This is a genomic window from Mycobacterium appelbergii, assembly GCF_032883035.1.
Taxonomy (GTDB): domain Bacteria; phylum Actinomycetota; class Actinomycetes; order Mycobacteriales; family Mycobacteriaceae; genus Mycobacterium; species Mycobacterium appelbergii.
In genome coordinates this window covers 126,666-149,177 of the sequence record NZ_JAMQTH010000012.1, presented here as the reverse complement: position 1 = coordinate 149,177, position 22,512 = coordinate 126,666, and the positions used below count along the sequence as shown (strand labels likewise).

Annotated in this window: 21 protein-coding genes and 1 tRNA gene; 12 read left to right on the top strand and 10 right to left on the bottom strand. The window is 67.4% G+C overall.

Annotated elements, in window-relative coordinates; genetic code table 11:
- Nucleotides 1-110 precede the first annotated feature (110 nt).
- The 4 genes from M1247_RS25825 to M1247_RS25810 all read left to right on the top strand — a co-directional run bounded on the left by M1247_RS25825 (nucleotide 111) and on the right by M1247_RS25810 (nucleotide 4,629).
- Nucleotides 111-1,526: an FAD-binding oxidoreductase gene (locus M1247_RS25825; RefSeq protein WP_317159256.1), complete on the top strand. Its 1,416-nt coding sequence runs from the start codon at nucleotides 111-113 to the stop codon at nucleotides 1,524-1,526.
- A gap of 32 nt (nucleotides 1,527-1,558) precedes the next feature.
- Nucleotides 1,559-2,431, top strand: a complete 873-nt coding sequence (locus tag M1247_RS25820) for a carbohydrate ABC transporter permease (protein ID WP_317159255.1) — start codon at nucleotides 1,559-1,561, stop codon at nucleotides 2,429-2,431.
- Nucleotides 2,418-3,230 (top strand): carbohydrate ABC transporter permease, encoded by an 813-nt coding sequence (locus M1247_RS25815; RefSeq protein WP_317159254.1) that lies wholly within the window; start codon nucleotides 2,418-2,420, stop codon nucleotides 3,228-3,230. Before M1247_RS25820 ends, M1247_RS25815 begins: the two co-directional genes overlap by 14 nt.
- Before the next feature lie 73 nt (nucleotides 3,231-3,303).
- Nucleotides 3,304-4,629 (top strand): ABC transporter substrate-binding protein, encoded by a 1,326-nt coding sequence (locus tag M1247_RS25810; RefSeq protein ID WP_317159253.1) that lies wholly within the window; start codon nucleotides 3,304-3,306, stop codon nucleotides 4,627-4,629.
- A gap of 19 nt (nucleotides 4,630-4,648) precedes the next feature.
- On the opposite strand, the gene M1247_RS25805 is transcribed toward M1247_RS25810, so the two are convergent.
- Entirely contained in the window at nucleotides 4,649-5,491 is an 843-nt protein-coding gene (locus M1247_RS25805) for a CbiQ family ECF transporter T component (protein WP_317159252.1), read from the bottom strand.
- Nucleotides 5,488-7,533: an ABC transporter ATP-binding protein gene (locus M1247_RS25800; protein ID WP_317159251.1), complete on the bottom strand. Its 2,046-nt coding sequence runs from the start codon at nucleotides 7,531-7,533 to the stop codon at nucleotides 5,488-5,490. The genes M1247_RS25805 and M1247_RS25800 overlap by 4 nt, the downstream gene beginning before the upstream one ends.
- A gap of 102 nt (nucleotides 7,534-7,635) precedes the next feature.
- On the opposite strand from M1247_RS25800, the gene M1247_RS25795 reads away from it, so the two are divergent.
- Both M1247_RS25795 and M1247_RS25790 read left to right on the top strand, forming a co-directional pair.
- Nucleotides 7,636-8,115, top strand: coding sequence for a MarR family winged helix-turn-helix transcriptional regulator (locus M1247_RS25795; RefSeq protein WP_317159250.1), 480 nt, complete (start codon nucleotides 7,636-7,638; stop codon nucleotides 8,113-8,115).
- Between the two features lie 17 nt (nucleotides 8,116-8,132).
- On the top strand, nucleotides 8,133-9,344 hold the full coding sequence (locus M1247_RS25790) for an MFS transporter (protein ID WP_317159249.1): 1,212 nt from the start codon (nucleotides 8,133-8,135) through the stop codon (nucleotides 9,342-9,344).
- A 31-nt stretch (nucleotides 9,345-9,375) separates the two neighbouring features.
- Here M1247_RS25790 and M1247_RS25785 read toward each other — a convergent pair whose 3' ends face one another.
- Both M1247_RS25785 and M1247_RS25780 read right to left on the bottom strand, forming a co-directional pair.
- Entirely contained in the window at nucleotides 9,376-10,428 is a 1,053-nt protein-coding gene (locus M1247_RS25785) for an esterase-like activity of phytase family protein (protein WP_317159248.1), read from the bottom strand.
- On the bottom strand, nucleotides 10,428-11,159 hold the full coding sequence (locus M1247_RS25780; RefSeq protein WP_317159247.1) for a VIT1/CCC1 transporter family protein: 732 nt from the start codon (nucleotides 11,157-11,159) through the stop codon (nucleotides 10,428-10,430). Before M1247_RS25780 ends, M1247_RS25785 begins: the two co-directional genes overlap by 1 nt.
- Nucleotides 11,160-11,239: 80 nt before the next feature.
- Between M1247_RS25780 and M1247_RS25775 the strand changes: the two genes are divergently transcribed.
- Nucleotides 11,240-13,162 carry an acyl-CoA dehydrogenase family protein gene (locus tag M1247_RS25775; protein WP_317159246.1) on the top strand — a complete coding sequence of 641 codons (1,923 nt, stop codon included), beginning with the start codon at nucleotides 11,240-11,242 and terminating at the stop codon, nucleotides 13,160-13,162.
- Here the strand turns inward: M1247_RS25775 and M1247_RS25770 are convergent.
- Nucleotides 13,159-13,650 (bottom strand): LppP/LprE family lipoprotein, encoded by a 492-nt coding sequence (locus tag M1247_RS25770; protein ID WP_317159245.1) that lies wholly within the window; start codon nucleotides 13,648-13,650, stop codon nucleotides 13,159-13,161. The genes M1247_RS25775 and M1247_RS25770 overlap by 4 nt on opposite strands.
- Before the next feature lie 85 nt (nucleotides 13,651-13,735).
- Here M1247_RS25770 and M1247_RS25765 point away from each other — a divergent pair, with 85 nt between their 5' ends.
- Nucleotides 13,736-14,053: a hypothetical protein gene (locus tag M1247_RS25765; protein ID WP_317159244.1), complete on the top strand. Its 318-nt coding sequence runs from the start codon at nucleotides 13,736-13,738 to the stop codon at nucleotides 14,051-14,053.
- Nucleotides 14,054-14,068: 15 nt separating this feature from the next.
- Here the strand turns inward: M1247_RS25765 and M1247_RS25760 are convergent.
- Nucleotides 14,069-14,141: transfer RNA gene (locus tag M1247_RS25760), tRNA-Asn, on the bottom strand.
- Between the two features lie 144 nt (nucleotides 14,142-14,285).
- On the opposite strand from M1247_RS25760, the gene M1247_RS25755 reads away from it, so the two are divergent.
- A complete protein-coding gene (locus tag M1247_RS25755) occupies nucleotides 14,286-14,567 on the top strand; it encodes a hypothetical protein (RefSeq protein ID WP_317159243.1) in 282 nt (93 codons plus the stop codon).
- Here M1247_RS25755 and M1247_RS25750 read toward each other — a convergent pair.
- Complete coding sequence (locus M1247_RS25750; RefSeq protein ID WP_317159242.1) at nucleotides 14,548-14,841, bottom strand: DUF7155 family protein; 294 nt, start codon at nucleotides 14,839-14,841, stop codon at nucleotides 14,548-14,550. The genes M1247_RS25755 and M1247_RS25750 overlap by 20 nt on opposite strands.
- Nucleotides 14,842-14,906: 65 nt before the next feature.
- Nucleotides 14,907-16,808: a DNA primase gene (dnaG, locus tag M1247_RS25745; protein ID WP_317159241.1), complete on the bottom strand. Its 1,902-nt coding sequence runs from the start codon at nucleotides 16,806-16,808 to the stop codon at nucleotides 14,907-14,909.
- A gap of 84 nt (nucleotides 16,809-16,892) precedes the next feature.
- On the opposite strand from dnaG, the gene M1247_RS25740 reads away from it, so the two are divergent.
- Complete coding sequence (locus M1247_RS25740; protein WP_317159240.1) at nucleotides 16,893-17,732, top strand: alpha/beta fold hydrolase; 840 nt, start codon at nucleotides 16,893-16,895, stop codon at nucleotides 17,730-17,732.
- A 7-nt stretch (nucleotides 17,733-17,739) separates the two neighbouring features.
- Here the strand turns inward: M1247_RS25740 and M1247_RS25735 are convergent, their stop codons facing one another.
- Nucleotides 17,740-19,014, bottom strand: coding sequence for a deoxyguanosinetriphosphate triphosphohydrolase (locus tag M1247_RS25735; protein WP_317159239.1), 1,275 nt, complete (start codon nucleotides 19,012-19,014; stop codon nucleotides 17,740-17,742).
- 59 nt (nucleotides 19,015-19,073) lie between these two features.
- Between M1247_RS25735 and M1247_RS25730 the strand changes: the two genes are divergently transcribed.
- A complete protein-coding gene (locus M1247_RS25730) occupies nucleotides 19,074-21,110 on the top strand; it encodes a TPM domain-containing protein (protein ID WP_317159238.1) in 2,037 nt (678 codons plus the stop codon).
- 95 nt (nucleotides 21,111-21,205) lie between these two features.
- On the opposite strand, the gene M1247_RS25725 is transcribed toward M1247_RS25730, so the two are convergent.
- A complete protein-coding gene (locus M1247_RS25725; RefSeq protein ID WP_317159237.1) occupies nucleotides 21,206-21,658 on the bottom strand; it encodes a winged helix-turn-helix transcriptional regulator in 453 nt (150 codons plus the stop codon).
- 176 nt (nucleotides 21,659-21,834) lie between these two features.
- Here M1247_RS25725 and M1247_RS25720 point away from each other — a divergent pair, with 176 nt between their 5' ends.
- Nucleotides 21,835-22,512: an SDR family oxidoreductase gene (locus M1247_RS25720; RefSeq protein ID WP_317159236.1), complete on the top strand. Its 678-nt coding sequence runs from the start codon at nucleotides 21,835-21,837 to the stop codon at nucleotides 22,510-22,512.

The window sequence follows — 22,512 nt, the reverse complement described above, 5'->3', positions numbered from 1 at the left end:
CATTGGGGCAGTCCGTCGGGCTGATCCCAGGGTCGTATCGCCTGAGGTTCGCCGCGGGGCGCCTGGGCGTCGAGTGATACGACCACTCGACGAACGAAAGAAGCCGCACGATGACAGCCACCGACGGGGAAGCCCGGCCGGACGAGGACGCCCAGCAGTCGCGTCTGCGGGAGCGGCTGATCACGTCGCTGCCGGAGCAACGGATCATCACCGACCCCGACGTCATGGCGACCTACTCCCATGACGACGCGGAGTGGGCTCCGTATGACCTACCCGTTGCCGTCGTGCGCCCGCGTACCACTGCCGAAGTGCAGGCGGTGGTGCGCGCCTGCATTGCGTATGACGCACCTGTCATCGCGCGCGGCGCGGGCACCGGCCTGTCAGGCGGCGCGAACGCCGTCAGCGGCAGCGTCGTCGTCAGCTTCGAGGCGATGAACGCGATCAAGCTCATCGACCCGCTGGAACGCCTCGCGGTCGTCGAGCCGGGTGTCGTCAACGACGATCTCCGAGCGGCGGTCGCCCACGACGGCCTGTGGTATCCGCCTGATCCGGCCAGCGCGCCGTGGTCGACCATCGGCGGCAATGTCGCGACCAATGCCGGCGGCCTGTGTTGCGTCAAGTACGGGGTTACCCGCGACTATGTACTGGCCCTCGAAGTGGTCACCGGTCGGGGTGACATCGTGAAACTGGGGCGGGCCACCGCGAAGGGGGTCGCCGGCTACGACCTCACGGGCCTCATGGTCGGTTCGGAAGGCACACTGGGCATCGTCACGGAAATCACTGTGCGCCTGCGCCCGTTGCAGTCCCCGCCACGTACCGTAGCCGGCTACTTCGCCTCGATCGGTGCCGCAGGAGATGCCGTCCGTGCCGTGGCTGCCGCGGGCCTCACCCCGTCAGCGCTCGAACTCATCGACAAACGATGCCTACAGGCGGTCGATGAGTGGAAGAACATGGGGTTGTCCACAGAGGCCGATGCCATTCTCCTGGGGCGCATCGACACTCCGGGCCCGGCAGGCGACCAGGAAGCCCAGCGGATGAACGACTGTTTCGCCCAGGCGGGTTCGACCTGGTCAGCGGTCTCCACGGACGAAGCCGAAGCTGAAGCCCTCTTCGACGCCCGGCGTCTGGCATACCCGGCGCTGGAGCGGTTGGGCCCCGTCCTGACCGAGGACGTCTGCGTGCCGAAAGCGAAAGTGCCTGACATGCTTCGGCGTATCGAAGCCATCGGCGTCGAGCACGACACCGTCATCGCCAACATCGCCCACGCCGGCGACGGCAATCTGCATCCACTGCTCATCACCCCCAACGATGACGACGATGCGCGCGTCCGCGCACAGCTCGCCTTCGGAGCCATCATCGACGCCGCGTTGGAACTCGGTGGCACGGTCACCGGCGAACACGGCATCGGACTGCTCAAACGCGACGGGCTCCGCAAGGAGCTGAGCGCGGAGGTCCTGTCCATGCATCAAGCGGTGAAATCCGCCCTCGATCCGCACAACATCCTCAACCCCGGCAAGGCTTTTTGACCGCCGGATCGACCAACCGCTTTAATGACCGGATGGCCACTTCGCGGGTCCGGACGACAGTACTGGGGTACGCGCTTGTCGCACCGAGCTTGTTCGGTGTAGTCACGTTTCTGTTGCTGCCCATGCTCGTGGTGGCTTGGCTCAGCGTGCACCGCTGGGATCTGCTCGGACCGATCAAGTATGTGGGACTGGACAATTGGTCCTCGGTACTGACTGATTCGTCGTTCGCGACCTCGCTTCTGGTCACGTTCCTGTTCGTGTTGCTGGTGGTGCCGACGCAAACCGTGCTGGGCCTGATTGCAGCGACGCTGCTGGCCCGCGGTCTGCCGGGCAGCGCGTTCTTCCGCACCGTGTACGTGCTGCCGTGGATCTGCGCACCGCTGGCCATCGCAGTGCTGTGGGCGTGGATCCTCGCCCCGACCGACGGCGCACTGGGCACCCTGCTCGACACCCGTATCGAATGGCTGACCGATCCGGGCCTGGCGCTGCCGGTGGTCTCGGCCGTGGTGATCTGGACCAACGTCGGCTACGTCACCCTGTTCTTCCTCGCCGGCATCCTCAACATCCCTGCCGACATCCACAACGCGGCCCGCACCGACGGGGCCGACTCGTGGCAGCGGTTCCGGCACATCACCCTGCCCATGCTGCGACCGACGCTGTTCTTCGTGCTGGTCACCGGAATTGTCAGCGCAGCCCAGGTATTCGACACCGTGTATGCGCTCACCGGCGGCGGCCCCCAGGGACGGACCGATCTGGTCGCACACCGCATCTACGCCGAGGCGTTCGGCGCAGCCGCGGTCGGGCGGGCTTCGGTGATGGCAATCGTGCTGTTCGTGCTGCTGGTCGGCATCACCGTGGTCCAGCATCTCTACTTCCGCCGCAGGATCAGCTATGACCTCACGTAACGCGCTGATCTATGTCGCGCTCACGCTCGGTGCGGTGATCACCCTGCTGCCGTTCGGATTGGGGTTGCTGACGTCGTTCACCTCGGCGGAGCAGTTCAACACCGACTCCCCGCTGTCGCTGCCCACCCCGCCGACGTGGGAGAACTATCTCGGGCTGGCCGACGCCGGATACGCGCGGGCCATCCTGGTGACCGCGCTGATGACCGCCGTCATCCTGCTGGGGCAGTTGGTCTTCTCGGTGCTTGCCGCTTATGCGTTTGCACGCCTTGAGTTTCCGGGCCGCGATGCGCTGTTCTGGGTGTACATCGCCACGTTGATGGTGCCGGCGACGGTGACCGTGGTGCCCCTGTACCTGATGATGGCCGAGGCCGGGCTGCGCAACACGTTCTGGGCATTGGTGCTGCCGTTCATGTTCGGGTCCCCGTACGCGATCTTCCTGCTGCGGGAGTACTTCCGTTCCATTCCCGGCGACCTCGTCAACGCTGCCCGTCTCGACGGCGCCAACACCCTCGACGTGATCACCCACGTGGTGGTGCCTGCCAGCAAGCCGATCCTGGTGACGCTGGCGTTGATCACCGTCGTGAGCCAATGGAACAACTTCCTGTGGCCATTGGTGATCACCAGCGGCAGCAAATGGCAGGTGCTGACGGTGGCGACGGCGGGCCTGCAGTCCCAGTACGACGCACAGTGGACGCTGGTGATGGCGGCGACGACGGTGGCGATCGTGCCGCTCATCGTGTTGTTCGTGGCGTTCTCCCGCAACATCGTCCGCTCGATTGTCGTGACGGGGATCAAATGACCGTCGAGATCTACACCAGGGCTGTGAAATCGCCACGGCAACGACCCTCATGTCGATCTCGCGGCGGACTCGCATGAGGCGCTCGACCCTGCTGGCCGGCGGCCTGGCTCTTACCATGGCGGTGCTGCTGGTGGCCGCCATGCTGCTGGGCCGCTCGGGCGACTCGTCAGGCAGGACCGTGGTGACCGTGCGGTTGTGGGATCAGCAAGTGGCCGCGGCCTATCGGGAATCCTTCGCCGAGTTCAGCAGGGAGCATCCCGATATCGAGGTGCGCGTCAACACAGTCGCCTACTCGAGCTACTTCGACACCCTGCGCACCGACGTGGCCGGTGGCAGCGCCGACGACATCTTCTGGCTGTCCAACGCCTACTTCGCCGGTTACGCCGACAGCGGTCGGCTCCTCGACATCGGGCAGACGCTCGGGCCCGAGGCCGCCCGCGCCTGGGAGCCCTCGGTGGTCCACCAGTTCACCCGCGACGGCGTGCTCTGGGCGGTACCGCAACTCACCGATGCCGGCATCGCGGTGTACTTCAATGCCGATCTGCTCGACGCCGGCGGTGTGGGGCTGGCCGAACTGCTGACGTTGCGGTGGTCGAACGGACCCGACGACACGCTGCGGCCGCTGCTGGCCCGGCTCACCGTCGATGCCGACGGCCGCACCGCAGCCACACCGGGCTTCGACCCCGACCGGGTCCGGCAGTGGGCCTACAACGCCGCCAACGATCTGCAGGGCATCTACCTCAACTACATCGGTTCGGCCGGAGGGATGTTCACCGTCGGCGACCGGTTCGCCTTCGACAGCCCACAATCGGTCGAGGCATTCGAATATCTGGTCCGCCTGATCAACACCGACCATGTCGCGCCGCCGGCCTCGGACACGAACACCAACGGCGATTTCTCGCGCAACGCGTTTCTACAGGGCCGGATGGCGTTGTTCCAGTCCGGCACCTACAACTTGGCCGCCATCGCGAATCAGGCGCGTTTCCGGTGGGGCGTGGTGATGCTGCCTGCCGGGCCCAAGGGTCGGGTCAGCGTCACCAACGGAATTGCCGCCGCCGCGAATTCGGCTACCACCCATCCCGATGCGGTGCGCCAGGTGCTGGCCTGGATGGGCAGTAAGCGCGGCAGCAAGTTCCTCGGCGCGCACGGCGCGGCCATCCCGGCCGTGCTCGGGGCCCAGCCGGTCTACCACGATTACTGGGAAGCGCGCGGCGTAGACGTCGGCCCCTTCTTCCAGGTGCTGCGCGGGCCTCGCATCCCCGCCCCCGGCGGCGCCGGGTTCCCTGCCGGATTCCAGGCTCTCAAGCCATATTTCGACGAGATGTTCCTGGGCCGCCGCGACGTCGCGGATTCTCTGGCCGATGCGCAATGGGCGGCAAACACCGCCGCGGCACGCTAGCACCGACGAGGGCGGCCGCTCAGCGGCGCGGCAGGCTGGTACCCAACACGGTCAACTCCAGTGCGAGGGCCGTACCGCAGACCAGTATCAGAATCGCGAAGGCCACCCAGTCGCGGGCCTTCGGGCGGGACGGTGCGGCCGAGATCTGCCCGGACCCACCGCGGGCCGTGATGGCGTCGCCCATCTCATCGCCCCGGCGCAGCGCCACCGTGACGGCCGCGGCGAGCAGATCGATGAGCTCGGCCACCCTTTGCCGCCGACGCGCCCGGAAGGTCTCCGCCCGCTCCTTGGGGCGCAGCCGACGCGCCGCGTACAGCGTGCGGAATTCGTCGATCAGCATCGGGAAGGCTCGGAGCGCGAGCCCGACCGTCACCGCCCAGTCGTTCACCGGGATACGGAACACCCGCAGCGGACGGCCCAATGTCGCCACGGCGGGGGCGATGTCGGCGACATTGGTCGTCCACGACACCAGCGCCCCGAGACCGAGCAGCACGATCGCCAACGCGGTGACACGCAGGAAGTTCAGCAGCCCGCCCAGCCCGATCTGCATCGATCCGATCTCGATCACCGGGGAACCGCCGGCGAAGGTCGCCGTCAACGCACCCAGCGCCAGCAGGATCCACAGCACGACGTGAATCGTCGGCACCACCCCGCGTGGAATCCGCGCCAGCCGGGCCACCACCAGGACCAGGACCGCGACGAACCCGATCGGCACCCAGCCCGGATAGAAGGTCAACAGCACCCCGATGGTGGCGACGGCGACAAGCTTGGTCCCCGCCCACAGTTCATGGATGACCGAAGTTCCCGGCACCGGTCGCAGCAGCACCACCGGTTTACGTTGCGTGCGGGCCGGCGTCGTCATCGTGGCCCGCCGGTGGCGGTCGGGGCCAGCGCCAGTGAGCCACCCTGCAGGTGCAGGGTGCGCGGGCACAACCCTTCGAGTCCGGAGAAGTCATGCGAGATGACCACCACGGTCAGTCCCCGGTCGCGTCGCAGGTCTTCGAGCAGCCGCAGTAAGCCGCGTTGGCTGGCCGCGTCCAATCCGGCGAGCGGCTCGTCGAGGATGAGCGCCCGCGGAGAGCGGGCCAGCAGACCGGCCAGCACCACGCGGCGCATCTGGCCACCGGACAGCTGATCGATGCGGCGTTTACCCAGGCCCGGATCGAGCCCGACGGCGCCGAGGGCGGACGCGACGCGGTCCCGGTCGCGCACGGAGAAGCCGACGGCCGAGGCGATCTCGTGTTCGACGGTGCTCCGCATCAGCTGCAGACGCGCGGCCTGGAACGACAGCGCGACGGCACCGACCTGATCGGACACCGGAGCGCCGTCGAGCAGGCAGGAACCGAAGGTGGGCACGGTCAGGCCGGCCATGATCCAGGCCAATGTCGACTTGCCTGACCCGTTGATGCCGTGGATGAGCAGGCCGTCACCCTCGTGAACGGTGAAGCTGATGTCCCGCAAAGCGGTTTTCGCCCAAGGGGTTCCGCTGGCGTACTCGTGGCCGACCGCGGCCAGTTCCAGGACGGGTGCGCCGGCCTGGTTGCCGGCAATGGTGGGTGCGGGCGCGGCGGCGGTGGGCACCATGTCGGTGTTGTCGGCGGTGCCGCCGTTGCCGCTCAGGTCCACCGTGCGGTCAGCCGAATCGGCTTCGGCGTTGTAGTGGGTGATGTGCACCAGCGACATCTGATGGTGATCGGTCAGCCCGGACAGCACCGACATCAGACTGTCGCGGCCGCGCTGGTCGACCATGCTGGTGACCTCGTCGGCGATGAGCAGCGAAGGTTCCCGTGCCAGCGCGCCCGCGACCGCCAGCCGCTGCAGTTCGCCACCGGACAGCCCGCCGGTGTCACGCTCGGCCAGACCGTTCAGTCCCACCTCGGACAGCAGCCGTTCCACGTCGGGGGTCGCACCGGGCGGCAGACCCCACACCACGTCGTCGGCCACGCGGGTTCCCAGCACCTGGCTTTCGGGGTGCTGCATGATCACCGCGGTCCCGCCGATCGCGCCCAGCCCGACCGCTCCGGCCCGTTCGACAGTGCCCGATGTCGGTTCGCGTCCCGCCAGGACCAACATCAGCGTCGTCTTCCCGGAGCCGTTGGCGCCGGTGACCGCGACATGCTCCCCCGGCTTGAGGTCCATGGACACCGGTCCCAGCGCGTCATGGTCGACGCCCGGATAGCGGTACCGCACGTCCCGTAGCTGTGCGGGTACGGGGGCGACCGGGGCGTCCTCGGCTTCGGCGTCCAGCTTGTGGACATCGGGCACACCGAGCAGCCGGCTCAGGATCCGCGACAGTGCCCACCACCCGATGAGGGTGACGAACGTGATGCTGAAGATGCCGAGCAGGAGAAACAGCAGCGGCCAGAAATCCAGCAGGGTGGCGAAGCCGGTCTTGAGCGGTTGGGCCGTCACGTCCAACACCGGGATACGGGCCAGCACCGCGGCCAGTCCGTCGATGTTGGCCGTCATTGTGTCGAACACCAGGTTGCGCAGCCGCGAGAGCACGGTCAGGGCCACCACAGAGGCGGCGCCGAACACCGCGCCCGCGACAACCGCGGCGGCCAGCACCGTGGGGGTGCCACGGCCGCGGCGTTTGACGATGCCGGTCAGTCCGCCGATGTAGGCGCAGTTGACCACGGTCATGAACCCGCCCATGCCTGCGATCAGGAAGGCGATGGTGGCACCGGCGACCGTCGCGGCAATCAGTACCCGCAGCCCGTAGCGGTAGGCCAGCAGACCCATCGGCACGGTGCCCAGCAGTGACACGCCTCGCGCGAACGGCACCACGACCGCGATGATTGCGGTGGCAGCACACAGCGCCGCCATCACTGCAGCCTGCGCGAGCTCTCCCGGCGTCAGCGAACCGCTGTGTCGATGTGTGCCGGCCGGCCCCGTCGCGGTCATTTCTCGATTCTGCCAGCCGATATGACATCGGTTACCCGGCCGTCATGTGACGGAGCCCACCAGACTGCCGGCTGCATAGTATATCTATGTAATAATGGGCGAATGTCGACACCGACCACCGAGGATGACACGGTGAGCCATCAGCCCGAACTGGGTGCGGACCTGCTTTCTGTCGTCGCCCGCCTCAACCGGCTCGCGACCCAACGCACCCGGCTCCCGCTGCCGTGGGCGCAGGCGCGGCTCCTGTCGACGATCGAAGATCAGGGTGAGGCCCGCATCTCCGACCTGGCCTATCTCGATCACTGTTCCCAACCGACGATGACCACGCAGGTGCGTCGGCTCGAGGACGCCGGGCTGGTGTCCCGAACCCCCGACCCGGGTGATGCGCGCGCCGTCCTGATCCGCATCACCGAAAAGGGCAGAGAAGTGCTCAACCAGGCCCGCGCCGATCGCGCCGCAGTGATCGACCCGCGGCTGGCGCGACTGCAACCCGAGGACCGCCAGACCCTGACGGCCGCCGTCGAGGTCATCCGACGGCTCCTCGCCGATGTCGCCGAGCATCCGCTGCCGAACGAACACTAGATAGGAGTTCTGCGCTTATGTGGCGCCAACCCAAGGCCGTCTGGGCCGTTGCCTTCGCGTCCGTCGTCGCTTTCATGGGCATCGGTCTCGTCGATCCGATCCTCAAGCCCATCGCCGACAACCTCGACGCGTCGCCGTCTCAGGTGTCGCTGTTGTTCACGAGCTATATGGCGGTGATGGGTGTGGCGATGCTGATCACCGGCGTGGTGTCGAGCCGGATCGGCCCGAAACGGACCCTGCTGCTCGGCCTGGTGATCATCATCGCCGGCGCGGGACTGGCGGGCATGAGCGACTCCGTGATGGAGATCGTCGGCTGGCGTGCACTGTGGGGCCTCGGCAACGCATTGTTCATCGCCACCGCGCTGGCCACCATCGTCAACTCCGCCAAAGGCTCTGTGGCACAGTCCATCATCCTCTATGAGGCGGCACTGGGCCTCGGCATCGCCGTCGGCCCGCTGGTCGGTGGCGTGCTCGGCTCGATCTCGTGGCGGGGCCCGTTCTTCGGGGTGTCGGCACTGATGGCATTCGCGCTCGTCGTCACCGTCTTCCTGCTGCCCGCCACGCCGCGTGCCGCCAGGGCGACCACTCTGGCCGACCCGTTCCGGGCGCTACGGCACCGCGGGCTGCTCGGAGTGTCGATCACCGCGCTGCTGTACAACTTCGGTTTCTTCACGCTGCTGGCGTTCACACCGTTTCCGCTGGACATGACGGCCCACCAGATCGGGCTGATCTTCTTCGGCTGGGGTGTGGCGCTGGCGTTCACCTCGGTGGTGGTCGCGCCCCGGCTGCAGCATCGGTTCGGCACCGTGCCGACGCTGATCGTCAACCTGCTGGCCATGACCGCCACCCTGGTGGTGATGGCGCTGGGCACCGACTCCAAGACCATCCTCGCGACGTGCGTCGTGGTCGCCGGTCTCTTCATCGGCATCAACAACACCCTGATCACCGAGACCGTGATGAAGGCCGCACCCGTCGAACGCGGCGTGGCCTCGGCGGCCTACAGCTTCCTGCGGTTCGGCGGTGCGGCCGTCGCGCCGTGGCTGGCCGGTGTGCTGGGTGAGCAAGTCAACGTGCACCTGCCGTACTGGGTGGGCGCCGCCGCGGTGCTGGCCGGTGCGGGCGTGCTGGCTTTGTCCCGCCCGCATCTGCTCGGCATCGACGTCGAAGAGGACGAACTCGGCGAGTTGACCGACGAGGCCACCGCGGTCACCGTCGGTAACGACAGCTGACGAAAGCCGAGCCGCCTTTCGTTGCGCGGGTCTACATCGCGAACAGCAGAAACTGCGTCACCTGAGTCGGCGAAAAGTTGTCGTCGCTCACCAGAATGACCGACTGTCGCCCGTCCGGGAGCTTGGGTCCCAGGGTGATTCCCTCGATGTTGTCCAGCGGCGAAAGCCCCGGTGTGGCGGTGAGATCCACCGCCAGGGTCTTCGTCAGCTCGGTGGAGCCCTCGGTGATCCTGGCCCGGTAGATCCGCGCCGACACGTGCGTGCCGTAGCCCCGCTCGATGATCAGGAACGTGCCATCGTCGAGAGCCACCAGATCGGACAGTCCGTTGTCGCCGCCGGGTCCGGCACTCACCGGATCGAGCGGATAGGTGTATTCGGCATCGGCCGCCCCGGTTTCGACGTCGAAGCGGGTGATGCGGGTCAGCGCACCATGGTGTTCATCGGGAAGCGGGCCGTCCTGGGACACCGGACCCTCCATCGCGGCCCACAGGTGGCGGCCGTCAGGGCTGAGCGAAAGCCCTTCCAGCGCCTTGTTCTGCCGTGCGCCGTGGTCCGGGCCCGTCATCAGCAGCGGATCCGGCAACACGAACTCACCCAGATAACCGCCGTCGAGCCCGCCGATGCGCACCCACGGATCGAGCCGTACGCCATCCTCGCGTCGCTCCCCTTCGCTGGACCAGTACAGCCGTTGCCGCTGCGGATCGAACGCGATCCCCTCGGCGTCAGGTGGGATCACCGGCGGATGGGCCGCGGCGTCCAACGGGCCGAACGGTCTGCCATCACGATCCAGCCAGGGACGGGTTTCGACGAATTCGACATCGCCGATCCCGTTACCGGACACGGGTATCCGAGCGGTGTAGAACCGGGCCGGGGCCTTGGCCGAGCGATCGTCACTGACGATGTAGTACTGCCGGCCCGCCGGGTCGTAGCTGATGCCGGACAATCCGCCGATCAGGGTGTGGTCCAGCGTCATCCCGGCACGGAGTTGTGTCTGCCCGAGATAGTGCAGCTCGGGCGCCGAACCCGGCGGCGTGGCACAACCGGCCAGTATCAGGGCGCCGGCCAGCAGTATTCGGCCCAGCATCAGGTGGTGACGGTGCCGATCAGCGTGCCGACGACATAGGTCGCAGCGATCGCGACCGATCCGAACGCCAGCTGCCGCAACGCCGCCGTGGCCAGCGGTTTGCGGGTGAACCGTGCCGCCCCGCCGCCGGCGATGAGCAGGCCCACCCCGCCACAAGCCAGCCCGGCCCACAGCGATTCGTATCCGAGCAGATACGGGATCAGCGGGATGATCGCGCCGATCGCGAACAAGAAGAACGAGGAGATTGCGGCGAGCTGCGCGGACGGCTTCTCCCGCGGATCGACGCCAAGCTCCTGGACCAGATGGAAGTTCAGTGCCCGCTTCTCGTCCTGGTGGATCTCCTCGGTCGCCCGGGCGGCGGTCGGCTCCGTCATGCCCATGTCCATCAACATCGCGACCAGCTCCGCCCGCTCGCCCTCGGGATTCTTGCGGAATGACCGGCGCTCGACCCGCACCTCGGAGTCGATCTGCTCATTGGCCGTGGTCACCGAGGTGTATTCGCCGAGCGCCATGGAGAACGCGCCCGCCAGCAACCCGGCCACACCGCTGAGCACCACAGTCTGCGCGCTCGCACTGGCGGCCACACCGGCAATCAGTGCGGTATTGCTGACCAGACCATCCATCGCGCCGAAGGTGGCCGCACGCAGCCAACCCCCCGACACATCGGCGTGCCGGTGATCGATGACATGTGGCAACCCGGTGGGCGACACCGGCTCGGGCCGATCGGTCATGGCTAGATTCAACGCCGACCGGTTTTGACCGTTCTACTCAGGTTTACCTGGGTTGGCGTGCTCGCGCGTTACGGTCGGGTATGACCTCCACTGCCGAGCATCTGCGCAATACGCTGGACGGCCGTTGGCGTGACGCCAAGAACGCCATGCGGACCAAGCTCTCGCATGACATTTTCCGGCCGCACTACACCCCGAACACCGTCATCGCCCGAGCCAAAGTGGCTGAACAACTCAAGATCATGGCCGCCGCGGGCGCCGCAGAGGACGGCTTCAAGAAAGAGCACGGCGGCAACGGTGATGTCGGTGCGGCGATCATCCAGATCGAGATGCTCGCGATGTCGGACCTGTCCCTGATGGTCAAGGCCGGGGTGCAGTGGGGCCTGTTCGGCGGCGCCATCGAGAATCTCGGCACCGAACGCCACCACAAGGCCTATGTGCGGCGGCTCATCGATCTGGACCTGCTGGGGTGCTTCGCGATGACCGAGACCGGCCATGGCAGCGATGTGCAGTCACTGGAAACCGTCGCCACCTACGATCCGCAGACCCAGGAGTTCGTGATCAACTCCGCCACCCCGACGGCGCGTAAGGACTACATCGGTGGCGCTGCCGAAACAGCGCGAGTGGCAACGGTTTTCGCACAACTCGTGACCCCTGACGGGGAAGGCCACGGGGTGCACTGCCTCATGGTGCCCATCCGCGACGACATGGGCAACAACATGCCTGGCGTGACCACGTCGGACTGCCACTACAAGGGTGGGCTGCCCGGCGTCGACAACGGCCGCATCGTCTTCGACAACGTCCGGGTACCGCGGGAGAACCTGCTGAACAAGTACGCCGATGTGGCGCCGGACGGGACCTACAGTTCACCGATCGAGAATCCGGGCCGGCGCTTCTTCACCATGCTGGGCACACTGATCCGCGGGCGGGTGACAGTCGGCGGCAGCGCAGGCGCCGCCGCCCGCGTGGCTCTGGACATCGCGACGCGGTATGCCTTGGAACGCAGGCAGTTCAGCGCGCCCGACGACGACGCCGAAGTGCTGATCATGGACTATCTCGTGCACCAGCGGCGGTTGTTCCCCCTCATCGCGAAGTCCTACGCACTGCAGTTCGCACAGAACGAACTCGTGGCCAAATGTCACGAACTCCAGACCGCCGACGACCCCGACCCCGAAGAGCAGCGCGAGCTCGAAGCGCGCGCCGCCGGCCTCAAAGCCGCCAACACCTGGCATGCGACCAAAGCCATCCAGGAGGCCCGGGAAGCCTGCGGCGGTGCGGGTTACATGGCCGAAAACCGGCTGATCGCGCTCAAAGCCGACACCGATGTGTTCACCACATTCGAGGGTGACAACCATGTGCTGACCCAGCTGGTGGCCAAGCAGCTACTGACCGCCTACGCCGACGACATCAAAGGCATGAGCCCGGTCGAGTGGGTGCGGTTCGCGGCCAACTTCGCCGGTGAGCGGGTCCTGAAGCGCACCGCCGCCGAGACGATCATCCAAACCATCCTCGATACCCGGCAGGACAACGAGGAAGAGGGCAGCCTGTTCAACCGCGGCACCCAGGTCAAGATGTTCGAGGACCGCGAGGAGTACCTGATCGCCTCGGTCGCGCGCCGCCTGCAGGGCAAGTCCAAGGAGATGTCGGCCTTCGACGCCTTCAACGCGGTACAGGATCACGTGCTGCATGCCGCCACCGCACACATCGACCGCGTGGTGCTGGAGGCGTTCGTGGCCGGTATCGATGCCTGTGAGGACGACACCGCGCGCGGACTGCTCGAAGACGTCTGCGACCTGTATGCGCTCTCGGTGATCGAAGGCGACAAGGCCTGGTTCATCGAGCACCGGTATCTGTCCACCGAGCGGGCCAAGGCCGTCACCCGGGGCATCAACGAACGCTGCCGCACGCTGCGTCCGCACGCCGAGACGCTCGTCGACGGGTTCGGAATCCCCGAGCAGTTGCGCTACGCGGCGATGCTGGATCCCGCTGAGTTGCTCAACGGCTAAATCTCCGGAAGCGGATCCACGGCCTGGAGCTTGCCGTCGTCACCGATGCGGAACCGCACGGTCGCGATGCCGGTCGGTGCCTTCGGTGAGTCCTGGCCCTGCTGCCACTGGTAGTTCACCACCACGGTGTCATCCGCATTGGTGACGACATTGATGTAGGGCCGCGGCTCGGGCGTGGCCGGGCCGAGCGGGGTTTTCCGGTCGAAGAACAGCAACTGCCCGACGCTGTTGGGCTCGGGATCGGTCTGGGCGACCTGCACCCAGTACAACCGGCAGTTGCTGGTGTGCCCGTCCTTGATCTGCGTCCACTCTGAGCCGGCCTCGGGTGCAGGTAGTTTCGCGATCTCCTGGGCGACCGTGTCGGCGCTGGGTCCGTCGGTCGGTGAGCAGGTATCGGGCTTCGGAGGCGGCGCCGAGGGCGGACTCCACCCACAGCCCGCAGCAACCAGCCCGAGCGCGAGGATCACGAACAACCGCACGAGTCGCATACCGACGAGCCTACGTTCGATCCTCACAGTCTGGGCTGATCCCATACAGTGAGCGCGCTACCCACCCTGATTGAAGGAGACGCTGATGGCCTGGTTCCTCGCCATGGAAGGCCCTGCCAACAAGGCCGTGCTCTACCAACTGCAGGAATCGGTCGATGTCGACAAGATCGCCGAGGAAATGGTGAGCTCGGCCACCATCGACCGCGCCGTCGCCGTCCCCGCCGTGTTGCAGAACAACAACCAGCAGCGGGTGACCGTCTATGTACGGCCGGCCGCCTGGGGGGTGTGGACGTTCTACCAACTGACCGAGGACGAGCGGAAGGCCCTCGCGACCGCGTCCAACCCGCTGGTGGAGGCGCTGGCCCAGGCCGCGCGTCAGCAACAGGCCAAACAGCAGGGTTGATTCGCTCGAACTCTGCTCCCCCGGCTGGACTCGAACCAGCAACCCTTCGGTTAACAGCCGAATGCTCTGCCAATTGAGCTACAGGGGACTGCCTTCCGCGCAGATCTGCTCTGCGGGACGAGCGTTGACTCTAGCGTACGCACCGCCGCTGCCGCCAATGCCCTCCCACACGGGCGGGTCCGCCACTCGGTGAGGCAGGATGGACACAAGCACTTTGTCTGGGAGGAACGCCGTGATCCGCTTTGCCGCTGTGATCGCCGTCGGCTACGTGCTGGGCGCGAAGGCCGGCCGCCGCCGCTACGAGCAGATCGCCAGCACCTATCGTGCGGTGACCGCCAACCCCGCCACGAAGGCGGTGCTGGACGCCGGACGCCGCAAGATCGCCAAGAGCGTGTCGCCGGACCCGCAGTGGACGTTGACGTCCATCGACGACGAAACGTCGGTGCTCTCCCCGGAGGAGCGCACCGACGTTTCGGTAAAGCGTGGCCAGAAAGCTAGCCGATACCCCGATTGATGGAGGTGCCGGGCAGCAGCGGCCCTGAGTACACGCCGCCATTGGGCCCGCCACCGACCCACGGCGTTCCCACCTGAGCGGGCGTGCCGTTGGAGTAGGACAGGCACTTGCCGTTCTCTTTGTTGCCGAACCACGCCAGGCAGGCCGGGGCGGCGTTGACGTCGGTACCGGCCTGGGGTGCTGTGGCGGCGAACAACGCGGGCGCGGCAGCCGTGGCCACGGCGAATGCGCCGACGGCGATGAACCGCCGGGTCCTGGTGTTGATCAATGTCACCGCGTCACCTTTCTCGCGTCGTCCAGAGGGTCGAGCGCGTACTCACCATATCGCCTTGCGGACGCTCACGCAGTGAGGTCGTCACCACTGGCCTGTTCCAGCAGGCTGCGCCGGTAGGACTCCATCGCCACCAGGTCACCGAACAGGGCGTGATACTCGTCCCCCTGCTCGACCGGCGACATCCGCTGCAGCTTGGATTTCACCTCGGCGATCTGCCTGCCGACCCACACTTCCTGCAGGCGCGCCAGCACACTGGCGATGTAACGCGGCAGCCGCTCATCGTCCTCGACGTTGATGGCCTCCACGCCCAGCTCGTTGACGAGGCTGGCGGCCGCCGGGGAGGCCGCCTGCTCGCGGACCGCCTCGATCCACTCCGCGCCCGACTTACCGGCCGCCGCGCCGCCCGCGGCCTCCATCGCCGCCCGCACGGCGGCATAGCCCGGATGGGTGAAGCTGTCGACAGTCAGCGAGTCGAACACCGGCCCGGCCAGGGCCGGATACTGCAGCCCGGACTTGAGCGCCTCACGCTGGGGCCACAATGTCGGATCGGTCGGGTTGGGCCGTTGCACCGGTGGTGCTTTCGGGCGCTGCGGTGATTCGGCCGGGGTGCGACGCGTATCGCGTTTGCCGCCGCGGGACGCTTCTTCGCGTACCCGCCCGATTACCTGCGCCACATCGTCCCAGCCGACCCAGCCTGCGAGCTGACGGGCGTATTCGTCGCGCAGCGTGGGGTCTTTGATCCGGCCGGCCATCGGCACACACCGGCGCAGCGCCGCCACCCGGCCCTCGGCACTCTCCAGGTCGTGCTCGGCCAGGGCGCTGCGAATCACGAACTCGAACAAGGGCGTTCGTCGTGCCACCAGATCCCGCAAGGTGCCGTCGCCGGAACGCAGCCGGAGATCGCAGGGGTCCATACCGTCAGCGGCCACCGCGACGAACGACTGCCCGGCCAGGTTCTGTTCACCTTCGAAGGCTTTCACCGCCGCGGCACGGCCCGCGGCGTCACCGTCGAACACGTAGATCAGCTCGCCGCGGAAGAAGTTGTCGTCCATCATGAGTCGCCGCAACATGGACAGGTGCTGGTCACCGAACGCGGTCCCGCAGGACGCCACGGCGGTGGTCACGCCGGCCAGGTGCATGGCCATCACGTCGGTGTAGCCCTCGACCACCACAGCCTGATGCCCCTTGGCGATATCGCGCTTGGCCCGGTCCAGCCCGAACAGCACCTGCGACTTCTTGTACAGCACGGTTTCGGGGGTGTTGACGTACTTGGCCTGGTTCTGGTCGTCGTCGAACAGGCGCCGCGCGCCGAACCCGATGGTCTCTCCCGACGACACCCGGATCGGCCACAACAACCGGCGGTGGAACCGGTCCATCGGCCCCCGCTTACCCTCGCGGCTCAGCCCCGCAGCTTCCAGTTCCTTGAACTCGAAGCCCTTGCGCAGCAGGTGCTTTGTCAGTTTGTCCCAGCCCGACGGCGCATAACCACAGCCGAACTGGGCGGCCACAGCGGCGTCGAAGTTGCGTTCGGTCAGGTAGGTGCGGGCCTCGGCGGCCTCTTCGGACTGCAGGGCTTCGGCGTAGAACTCCTGGGCCGCGGCGTTGGCCGCGAGCAGCCTGCTGCGACTCCCCCGGTCGCGTTGCACGTTCGTCGTGGAGGAGCCGGTATAGGTGACGGTGTAGCCGACCTTGTCGGCGAGCAGCTCGACGGCCTCGACGAACGTGACGTGCTCGATCTTCTGGATGAAGGCGTACACGTCGCCGCCCTCCCCGCAGCCGAAGCAGTGGAAGTGGCCATGGTTGGGCCGCACGTGAAACGACGGTGACTTCTCGTCGTGGAACGGGCACAGCCCCTTCATGGAATCGGCCCCGGCCCGCCTCAGCTGGACGTAGTCGCCGACCACATCCTCGATGCGAACTTTTTCACGGATGGCCGCGATATCTCTATCAGGAATCCGGCCGGCCACCGGCCCAGTCTATGCGTGCCGGAAACGACGGTTGACCCGGTTTGCCTGCGGTGGGCAGGACGCCGGCTGAGACACTGATCTGCGATGACTGACGGATCCATCGAGCACTGTGGCAGGCAGGTGGCCTACACCTCATATGGGCCGACATCCGGTACACCGGTGCTGTTCATCCCCGGCGCGGGCTGTGGCCGCCGGATGGCGTTCGGGCTTGACACCCTCGCCGAGTACGGAGTTCGGCTGATCTCGGTCGACCGGCCCGGGCTCGGGTCCTCCGATCCTGACCCGCACAAGACCCTCGACAGCGTGGCTGCCGACCTGGCCGCCCTCGTCGACATCGTCGTCGGCGATGCCGTTCCCGTCGTCGCCAACTCCCAGGGCGCCCCGTTCGGCCTGGCGCTGGCCACCACGGGGCGGGTGTCCACGGTGCTGCTTGTCTCCCCCATCGACGACCTGGGCCATCCGGCGACGACCGCACAACTCCCCGGGCCACACCGCGAGTTCGTGACCGGCATCGCCGACGACCCCGACGCCGCGATGCAGGAGTTGTCGGGCTATACCGCGGCGAAGCTGTTCGACATGGTGATGGCCGACTATCCGGCCTCGGACGACGCGGTCTACGGCGAACCGGGCTTCCGGACCATGCTGCGGGCCGCCCTGGTCGACGGCTTCGCGCACGGACCCGACGGCTATGCCCGCGACGCCGTGCTCGCCACCACCGCCTGGCCATCGGACCTGCTGAACCCGGGTGTGCCGGTACGCCTGTTCTTCGGCAGCGACGACCACGTGCACTCACCCGATCAGGGCGCCACGCTCGCCACCCGCATTCGCGGGGCCACGCGCACGGTCGTGGCGGGGGTGGGCGGCTCATTGCTGTGGGCGCGGCCCGAGCTCGTGTGCGGCCTGGTCAGCTCGCAGGCACACTAGCCGGACGTCAGTCCAACGGCCGGGGCGAACGCGCCTCGTGCACCCGTTCCAAGCGGCCCTCGGTGTAGGACGCGATCTGATCGACCACCACACGCAGCCGGGCACCGTCGTCGGCAGCGGCGGCGAACTCGACCGCCAGCTGCGGGTCCAGGCTGCCGGGCGCCTGCGCCCACAACGTGAGCGCGACCTCGTGAATACGCGTCCGCTGATCGGCCTGAATCTGCAGGTGCTGGTGGTCGGACATGATGAACTGCAGGGCCAGCATCTTCAGCACTGCCACCTCGGCACGCACCAGGGGCGGCACAGCGAGGTCGGTGTCGAACCGCCGAAGCGGGCCGGATCCGGCCACGGCCTGGGTCGCGGTGATCGCCGCGTTGGCGAACCGGCCGACGAGCTCACTCGTGAGCCGCTTGAGGGCGACCGACGCGGCCAGCGTGCCGTCGTACTTGCCCACCCCTGCGACCACGGGCATCTCCGACAGCCGCTGGGCGGCGGCCAGCAGATCGTCGTGGGTGACCGTCGGAAAGGAGCGGGCGCCGAGACGGGCCAACGATGCGGCCGCGTCGGGATCAGCGAGCACCCGCAGATCGATGCGCCCGGAGATCACCCCGTCCTCGACGTCATGCACGGAGTAGGCGACGTCGTCGGCCCAGTCCATCACCTGGGCCTCCAGGCACGGCCGCTCGGCGGGCGCACCGTCGCGCACCCAATTTGCCGCGTCGACATCATCGTCGTAGAAACCGAACTTCTTGCGGTGCGGGGTGCGGTGCCACGGATACTTCGCCACCGCATCCAGGGCTGCCCTGGTCAGGTTCAACCCGGCCGACCGGCCCTCACCATCAAGCACTTTGGGCTCGATACGGGTCAGGATCCGGAAGTTCTGCGCATTCCCCTCGAACCCGCCGAAGGCATCGGCAATCTCGTCGAGGGCGCGTTCCCCGTTGTGCCCGTAGGGCGGGTGACCGATGTCGTGGGCGAGCCCGGCCAGGTCGACCAGATCGGCGTCGCATCCCAGCCCGACGGCCATTCCCCGGCCGATCTGGGCCACCTCCAGGGAATGGGTCAGCCGGGTACGCGGGGTGTCGCCCTCGCGTGGCCCGACCACCTGGGTCTTGTCGGCCAGCCGGCGCAGCGCCGCACTGTGCAGCACCCGGGCCCGGTCGCGGGAGAAGTCGGTGCGATGCTCGGTTCCGGTGCCCGGCAGCGCGGCAGCCTTGGGCGATTCGACCACCAGACGTTGCCGGTCGAAGTCGTCGTAGGGGTCCTGCCGCTGTCCACTCACCGAGGCACAGTCTGCCAGGACGCACCGCCCAACCCTGCCAGCGCATTAGATTGGCCGTCATGCGCCTCGCCCGTCTGCTTCCCACACTTCTGGTGATCCTGTTGACCGGGCTGCTGGTTGCTCCCGGCGCCGCCGCCGAGCCACCGCTGCGCCTGGCCACACAACTCACCGACCACGCCGGTGCGCTGTCCGGTTCCCAACAGGCCGATGTGCAACGGGCTCTCGACAAGCTCTACGACGACCGTCACATCCAACTGTGGGTGGTGTTCGTCGAGGACTTCTCGAATGAGAACTGGCTCGGCTGGGCGCAGAGCACCATGCAGCTCAGTGACTTCGGGGACGACGACGCGTTACTGGCGGTGGCCATCACCGACCGTGCCTTCGCGTTCCAGGTGCCCTCCACGGTGTCCGGCGGCACGTCCAGCCGGACCGACGACATCCGGCGCAACAGCATCGAACCGGCGCTGCGCCGCGGCGACTGGGGCGGCGCGGCGATCGCGGCGGCTGACGGCCTCAACACCGAACCCGAATCGGCCGGCGGCGTGTCGTGGTCGGCGGTGATCATCGGGTTGGCTGTGGTCGCGGTGCTTGTGGTCCTGCTGTGGTGGTGGGCCCGCCGGCGACGGGCCAAGCGCCGCAAGGCCGAATTCGAGGCCGCCAAGCGGGTCGACCCCACCGATCCCAACGCTCTTGCCGCCGTACCGCTCGATGCGCTCGACGAGCTGTCCCGATCGATCGTCGTCGACGTCGACAACGCGGTGCGCACCAGTGAGGCCGAGCTCCAGTTGGCTGTCGAAGAATTCGGTCAGGAGCGGACCGAGCCGTTCAGCAGCGCGGTGGCGAATGCGAAAACCGCTTTGGCCCAAGCCTTCAATGTGCGCCAGACCCTTGACGACGCGGTGCCGGAGACGCCGCTGCAGCAACGCGACCTGCTGACCCGCGTGGTGGTCTCGGCGGCCAAGGCCGACCGTGAGCTCGACGCGCAGAGCCAGTCCTTCGAACAGCTGCGCGATCTGGTGATCAATGCCCCGACCCGGCTGGACAGCATGACCCAGCAGATGGTCGACCTGACCGCCCGCATGGGTCCGTCCCAGCAGACCCTTGACGGCCTGCACCAGCAGTTCGACGCGGCGGCGCTCAGTTCGGTGGCCGGCAATGTCGACGACGCCAAGGAGCGGCTGTCCTTCGCCGACCGCAACATCACCACGGCCCGTGGTCTCGTGGCCCGACCGGCAGGCGATCAGATCGGCCTGGTGGATGCGGTGCGGGCGGCCGAATCCGCGCTCGGCCAGGCCCGCACCCTGCTCGATGCCGTCGACAGCGCGGCGACCGACATCAACCGGGCGGTGGCCGGGCTTCCTGCCGCACTGACCGACATCCAGGCGGGCATCGACCAAGCCGACGAGCTACTGCGACAACCGAATACACCGCAAACGGCTCAGCTCACCACGGCCCGCGATGCCGCCGTCAAAGCCGTCACCGACGCCAACGGGAGCGGGTCCGCTGATCCGCTGGGCACGTTCACCCGAGTGACCAAAGTCGACGCCGACCTGGACCAGTTGCTGGCCAGCGTGCACGAACAACGCGAGGCCGCAGAGCGACTGGCCCGGAATCTGGAACAGACCATGTTCACCGCCCAGGCCCGGATCAAAGCCGTGTCGGACTTCATCGACACCCGACGCGGCAGCATCGGCCCGGAAGCTCGCACCCGGTTGGCCGAGGCCAGCAGGCAGTTGGAGGCCGCACAGGCGAAACGGGCGAGCAATCCCACCGAGGCCGCCGCGCATGCCAACGGCGCGTCGAACCTGGCCGCGCAGGCCCAAAGCTTGGCCAACGATGATGCGCGGGCCGCCCAGCGCTCCTACACCTCGCAGTACGGCGGCGGTGGCGGATCAGATATGGGCGCCGTGCTCGGTGGCATCCTCATCGGCAACGTCCTGGGCGGCGGCGGGTTCGGCGGTGGTTACGGGGGCGGCTTCGGTGGCGGGTTCGGCGGAGGCTTCGGTGGCGGCCGCAGTATGGGCCGGCCGACGTCCTACGGCGGCGCGTCACGCTCGTCGGGCCGCAGCTACAGCGGTGGCGGGGGCCGGTTCTAAGTTCTGGCGGTCCCCTTTTCTGGCGAGCAGACACTTCTGTACCCGTACGCGGGCCTTTTTGGGTACCGCCGTGTCTGCTCGCCGGGGAGAATCGGCTAACCGGCGTAGGTTTCCGTGAGCGCGACCTGCCGTGACGGCACCCAGGTGCCGTCGGCGCGGCGGAATCCGATCTGGGCGGTGCCGCCCGACTCCTCCTCGATGAACCGGTAGCCACTGCCGTACGGCCGCGCCAAATGCTTGTGGCCCCACTGCCCCATCGCAGCCAATACCGGTACCAGGTCGCGACCGGCGTCGGTCAGCACGTAACGACTGCGCGTTCGATCGCCCGGCTCCCGGTAGTCGACGACCTCCAAGAGGCCGGCCGCAACGAGCTCGGACAGCCGTGCACTCAGCACGTCGGAGGCCACGCCCAACTGTTCGCGGAACTCGGAGAACCGGGATCGGCCCAGCAGTGCCTCGCGGATGATCAGGATCGCCCACCGCTGTCCGAGTACAGACATGGTGCGGGCGATGGGGCAGGCGTCGTCTGACCACGGATCGGTGCGCATGCTCACATCATAGCTAGGTTGGCAACTCCAACTCAGCCTGCTAACTTGACGAAGGTCATGTGTGGACGGTCAGCGGAGTTGGCCATTGTGACCGACACGTGTGACCGACACGCTCGCAGCGATCTCCATCAGCGGGACGGCGCTCGTGGTCGACGACGAGGATCGAGGAGAGCACCATGACAGGTACAGACGTGGCGGGCGCGACGGCGCTGGTGACGGGCGGGCAGCAGGGGCTGGGGAAGGCGATCGTGGACGAGCTGCTCGCCCGGGGCGCCGCCACGGTGTATTCCACCAGCCGCCGCCCCGGCACAGCCACCGATCCGAGGATCGTCGTCGTGGAAGCCGATGTCACCGACGGGGATTCGGTGCGACGCCTGGCCGACATTGCCGGTGAGGCCACCATCGTGGTGAACAACGCCGGGGTGCTCGGCGGTCAGTCATTGCTGCACGACGACATCGACGATGTCCGCGCCGTGCTGGAGACCAACTTCTTCGGTGCGCTGCGGGTGACGCAGGCCTTCGCCCCCAAGCTGGCGGGTCGGGGCGGCGCCATCGTCAACATCGCCTCCGTGCTGTCGTGGCTGCCGGGCTACGGTTCCTACGGAGTGTCCAAGGCGGCACTGTGGTCGGCGACGAACTCGCTGCGCCTGGAACTACGCGAGCAGGACACCAACGTCATCGGGGCCTACCTCGGCTACACCGATACCTCGATGACTGCCGATCTCGATGTGCCGAAGAACGACCCTGCTGACGTCGCCCGCCAGATCGTCGACGGGATCGTCTCGGGCGCAGCAGAAGTGCTCGCCGACGACCTCACCCGCCAGGTGCACGCACCCCTGTTCGCGGCCTCGTAG

Coding starts and splice junctions, on each gene's coding strand:
- M1247_RS25800 (WP_317159251.1), bottom strand. CDS start 7,533: ATGACCGCGACGGGGCCGGCCGGCACACATCGACACAGCGGTTCGCTG.
- M1247_RS25720 (WP_317159236.1), top strand. CDS start 21,835: ATGACAGGTACAGACGTGGCGGGCGCGACGGCGCTGGTGACGGGCGGG.
- M1247_RS25725 (WP_317159237.1), bottom strand. CDS start 21,658: ATGCGCACCGATCCGTGGTCAGACGACGCCTGCCCCATCGCCCGCACC.
- M1247_RS25820 (WP_317159255.1), top strand. CDS start 1,559: ATGGCCACTTCGCGGGTCCGGACGACAGTACTGGGGTACGCGCTTGTC.
- M1247_RS25780 (WP_317159247.1), bottom strand. CDS start 11,159: ATGACCGATCGGCCCGAGCCGGTGTCGCCCACCGGGTTGCCACATGTC.
- M1247_RS25770 (WP_317159245.1), bottom strand. CDS start 13,650: ATGCGACTCGTGCGGTTGTTCGTGATCCTCGCGCTCGGGCTGGTTGCT.
- M1247_RS25730 (WP_317159238.1), top strand. CDS start 19,074: ATGCGCCTCGCCCGTCTGCTTCCCACACTTCTGGTGATCCTGTTGACC.
- M1247_RS25805 (WP_317159252.1), bottom strand. CDS start 5,491: ATGACGACGCCGGCCCGCACGCAACGTAAACCGGTGGTGCTGCTGCGA.
- M1247_RS25790 (WP_317159249.1), top strand. CDS start 8,133: ATGTGGCGCCAACCCAAGGCCGTCTGGGCCGTTGCCTTCGCGTCCGTC.
- M1247_RS25765 (WP_317159244.1), top strand. CDS start 13,736: ATGGCCTGGTTCCTCGCCATGGAAGGCCCTGCCAACAAGGCCGTGCTC.
- M1247_RS25795 (WP_317159250.1), top strand. CDS start 7,636: ATGTCGACACCGACCACCGAGGATGACACGGTGAGCCATCAGCCCGAA.
- M1247_RS25810 (WP_317159253.1), top strand. CDS start 3,304: ATGAGGCGCTCGACCCTGCTGGCCGGCGGCCTGGCTCTTACCATGGCG.
- M1247_RS25785 (WP_317159248.1), bottom strand. CDS start 10,428: ATGCTGGGCCGAATACTGCTGGCCGGCGCCCTGATACTGGCCGGTTGT.
- M1247_RS25775 (WP_317159246.1), top strand. CDS start 11,240: ATGACCTCCACTGCCGAGCATCTGCGCAATACGCTGGACGGCCGTTGG.
- M1247_RS25825 (WP_317159256.1), top strand. CDS start 111: ATGACAGCCACCGACGGGGAAGCCCGGCCGGACGAGGACGCCCAGCAG.
- M1247_RS25740 (WP_317159240.1), top strand. CDS start 16,893: ATGACTGACGGATCCATCGAGCACTGTGGCAGGCAGGTGGCCTACACC.
- M1247_RS25815 (WP_317159254.1), top strand. CDS start 2,418: ATGACCTCACGTAACGCGCTGATCTATGTCGCGCTCACGCTCGGTGCG.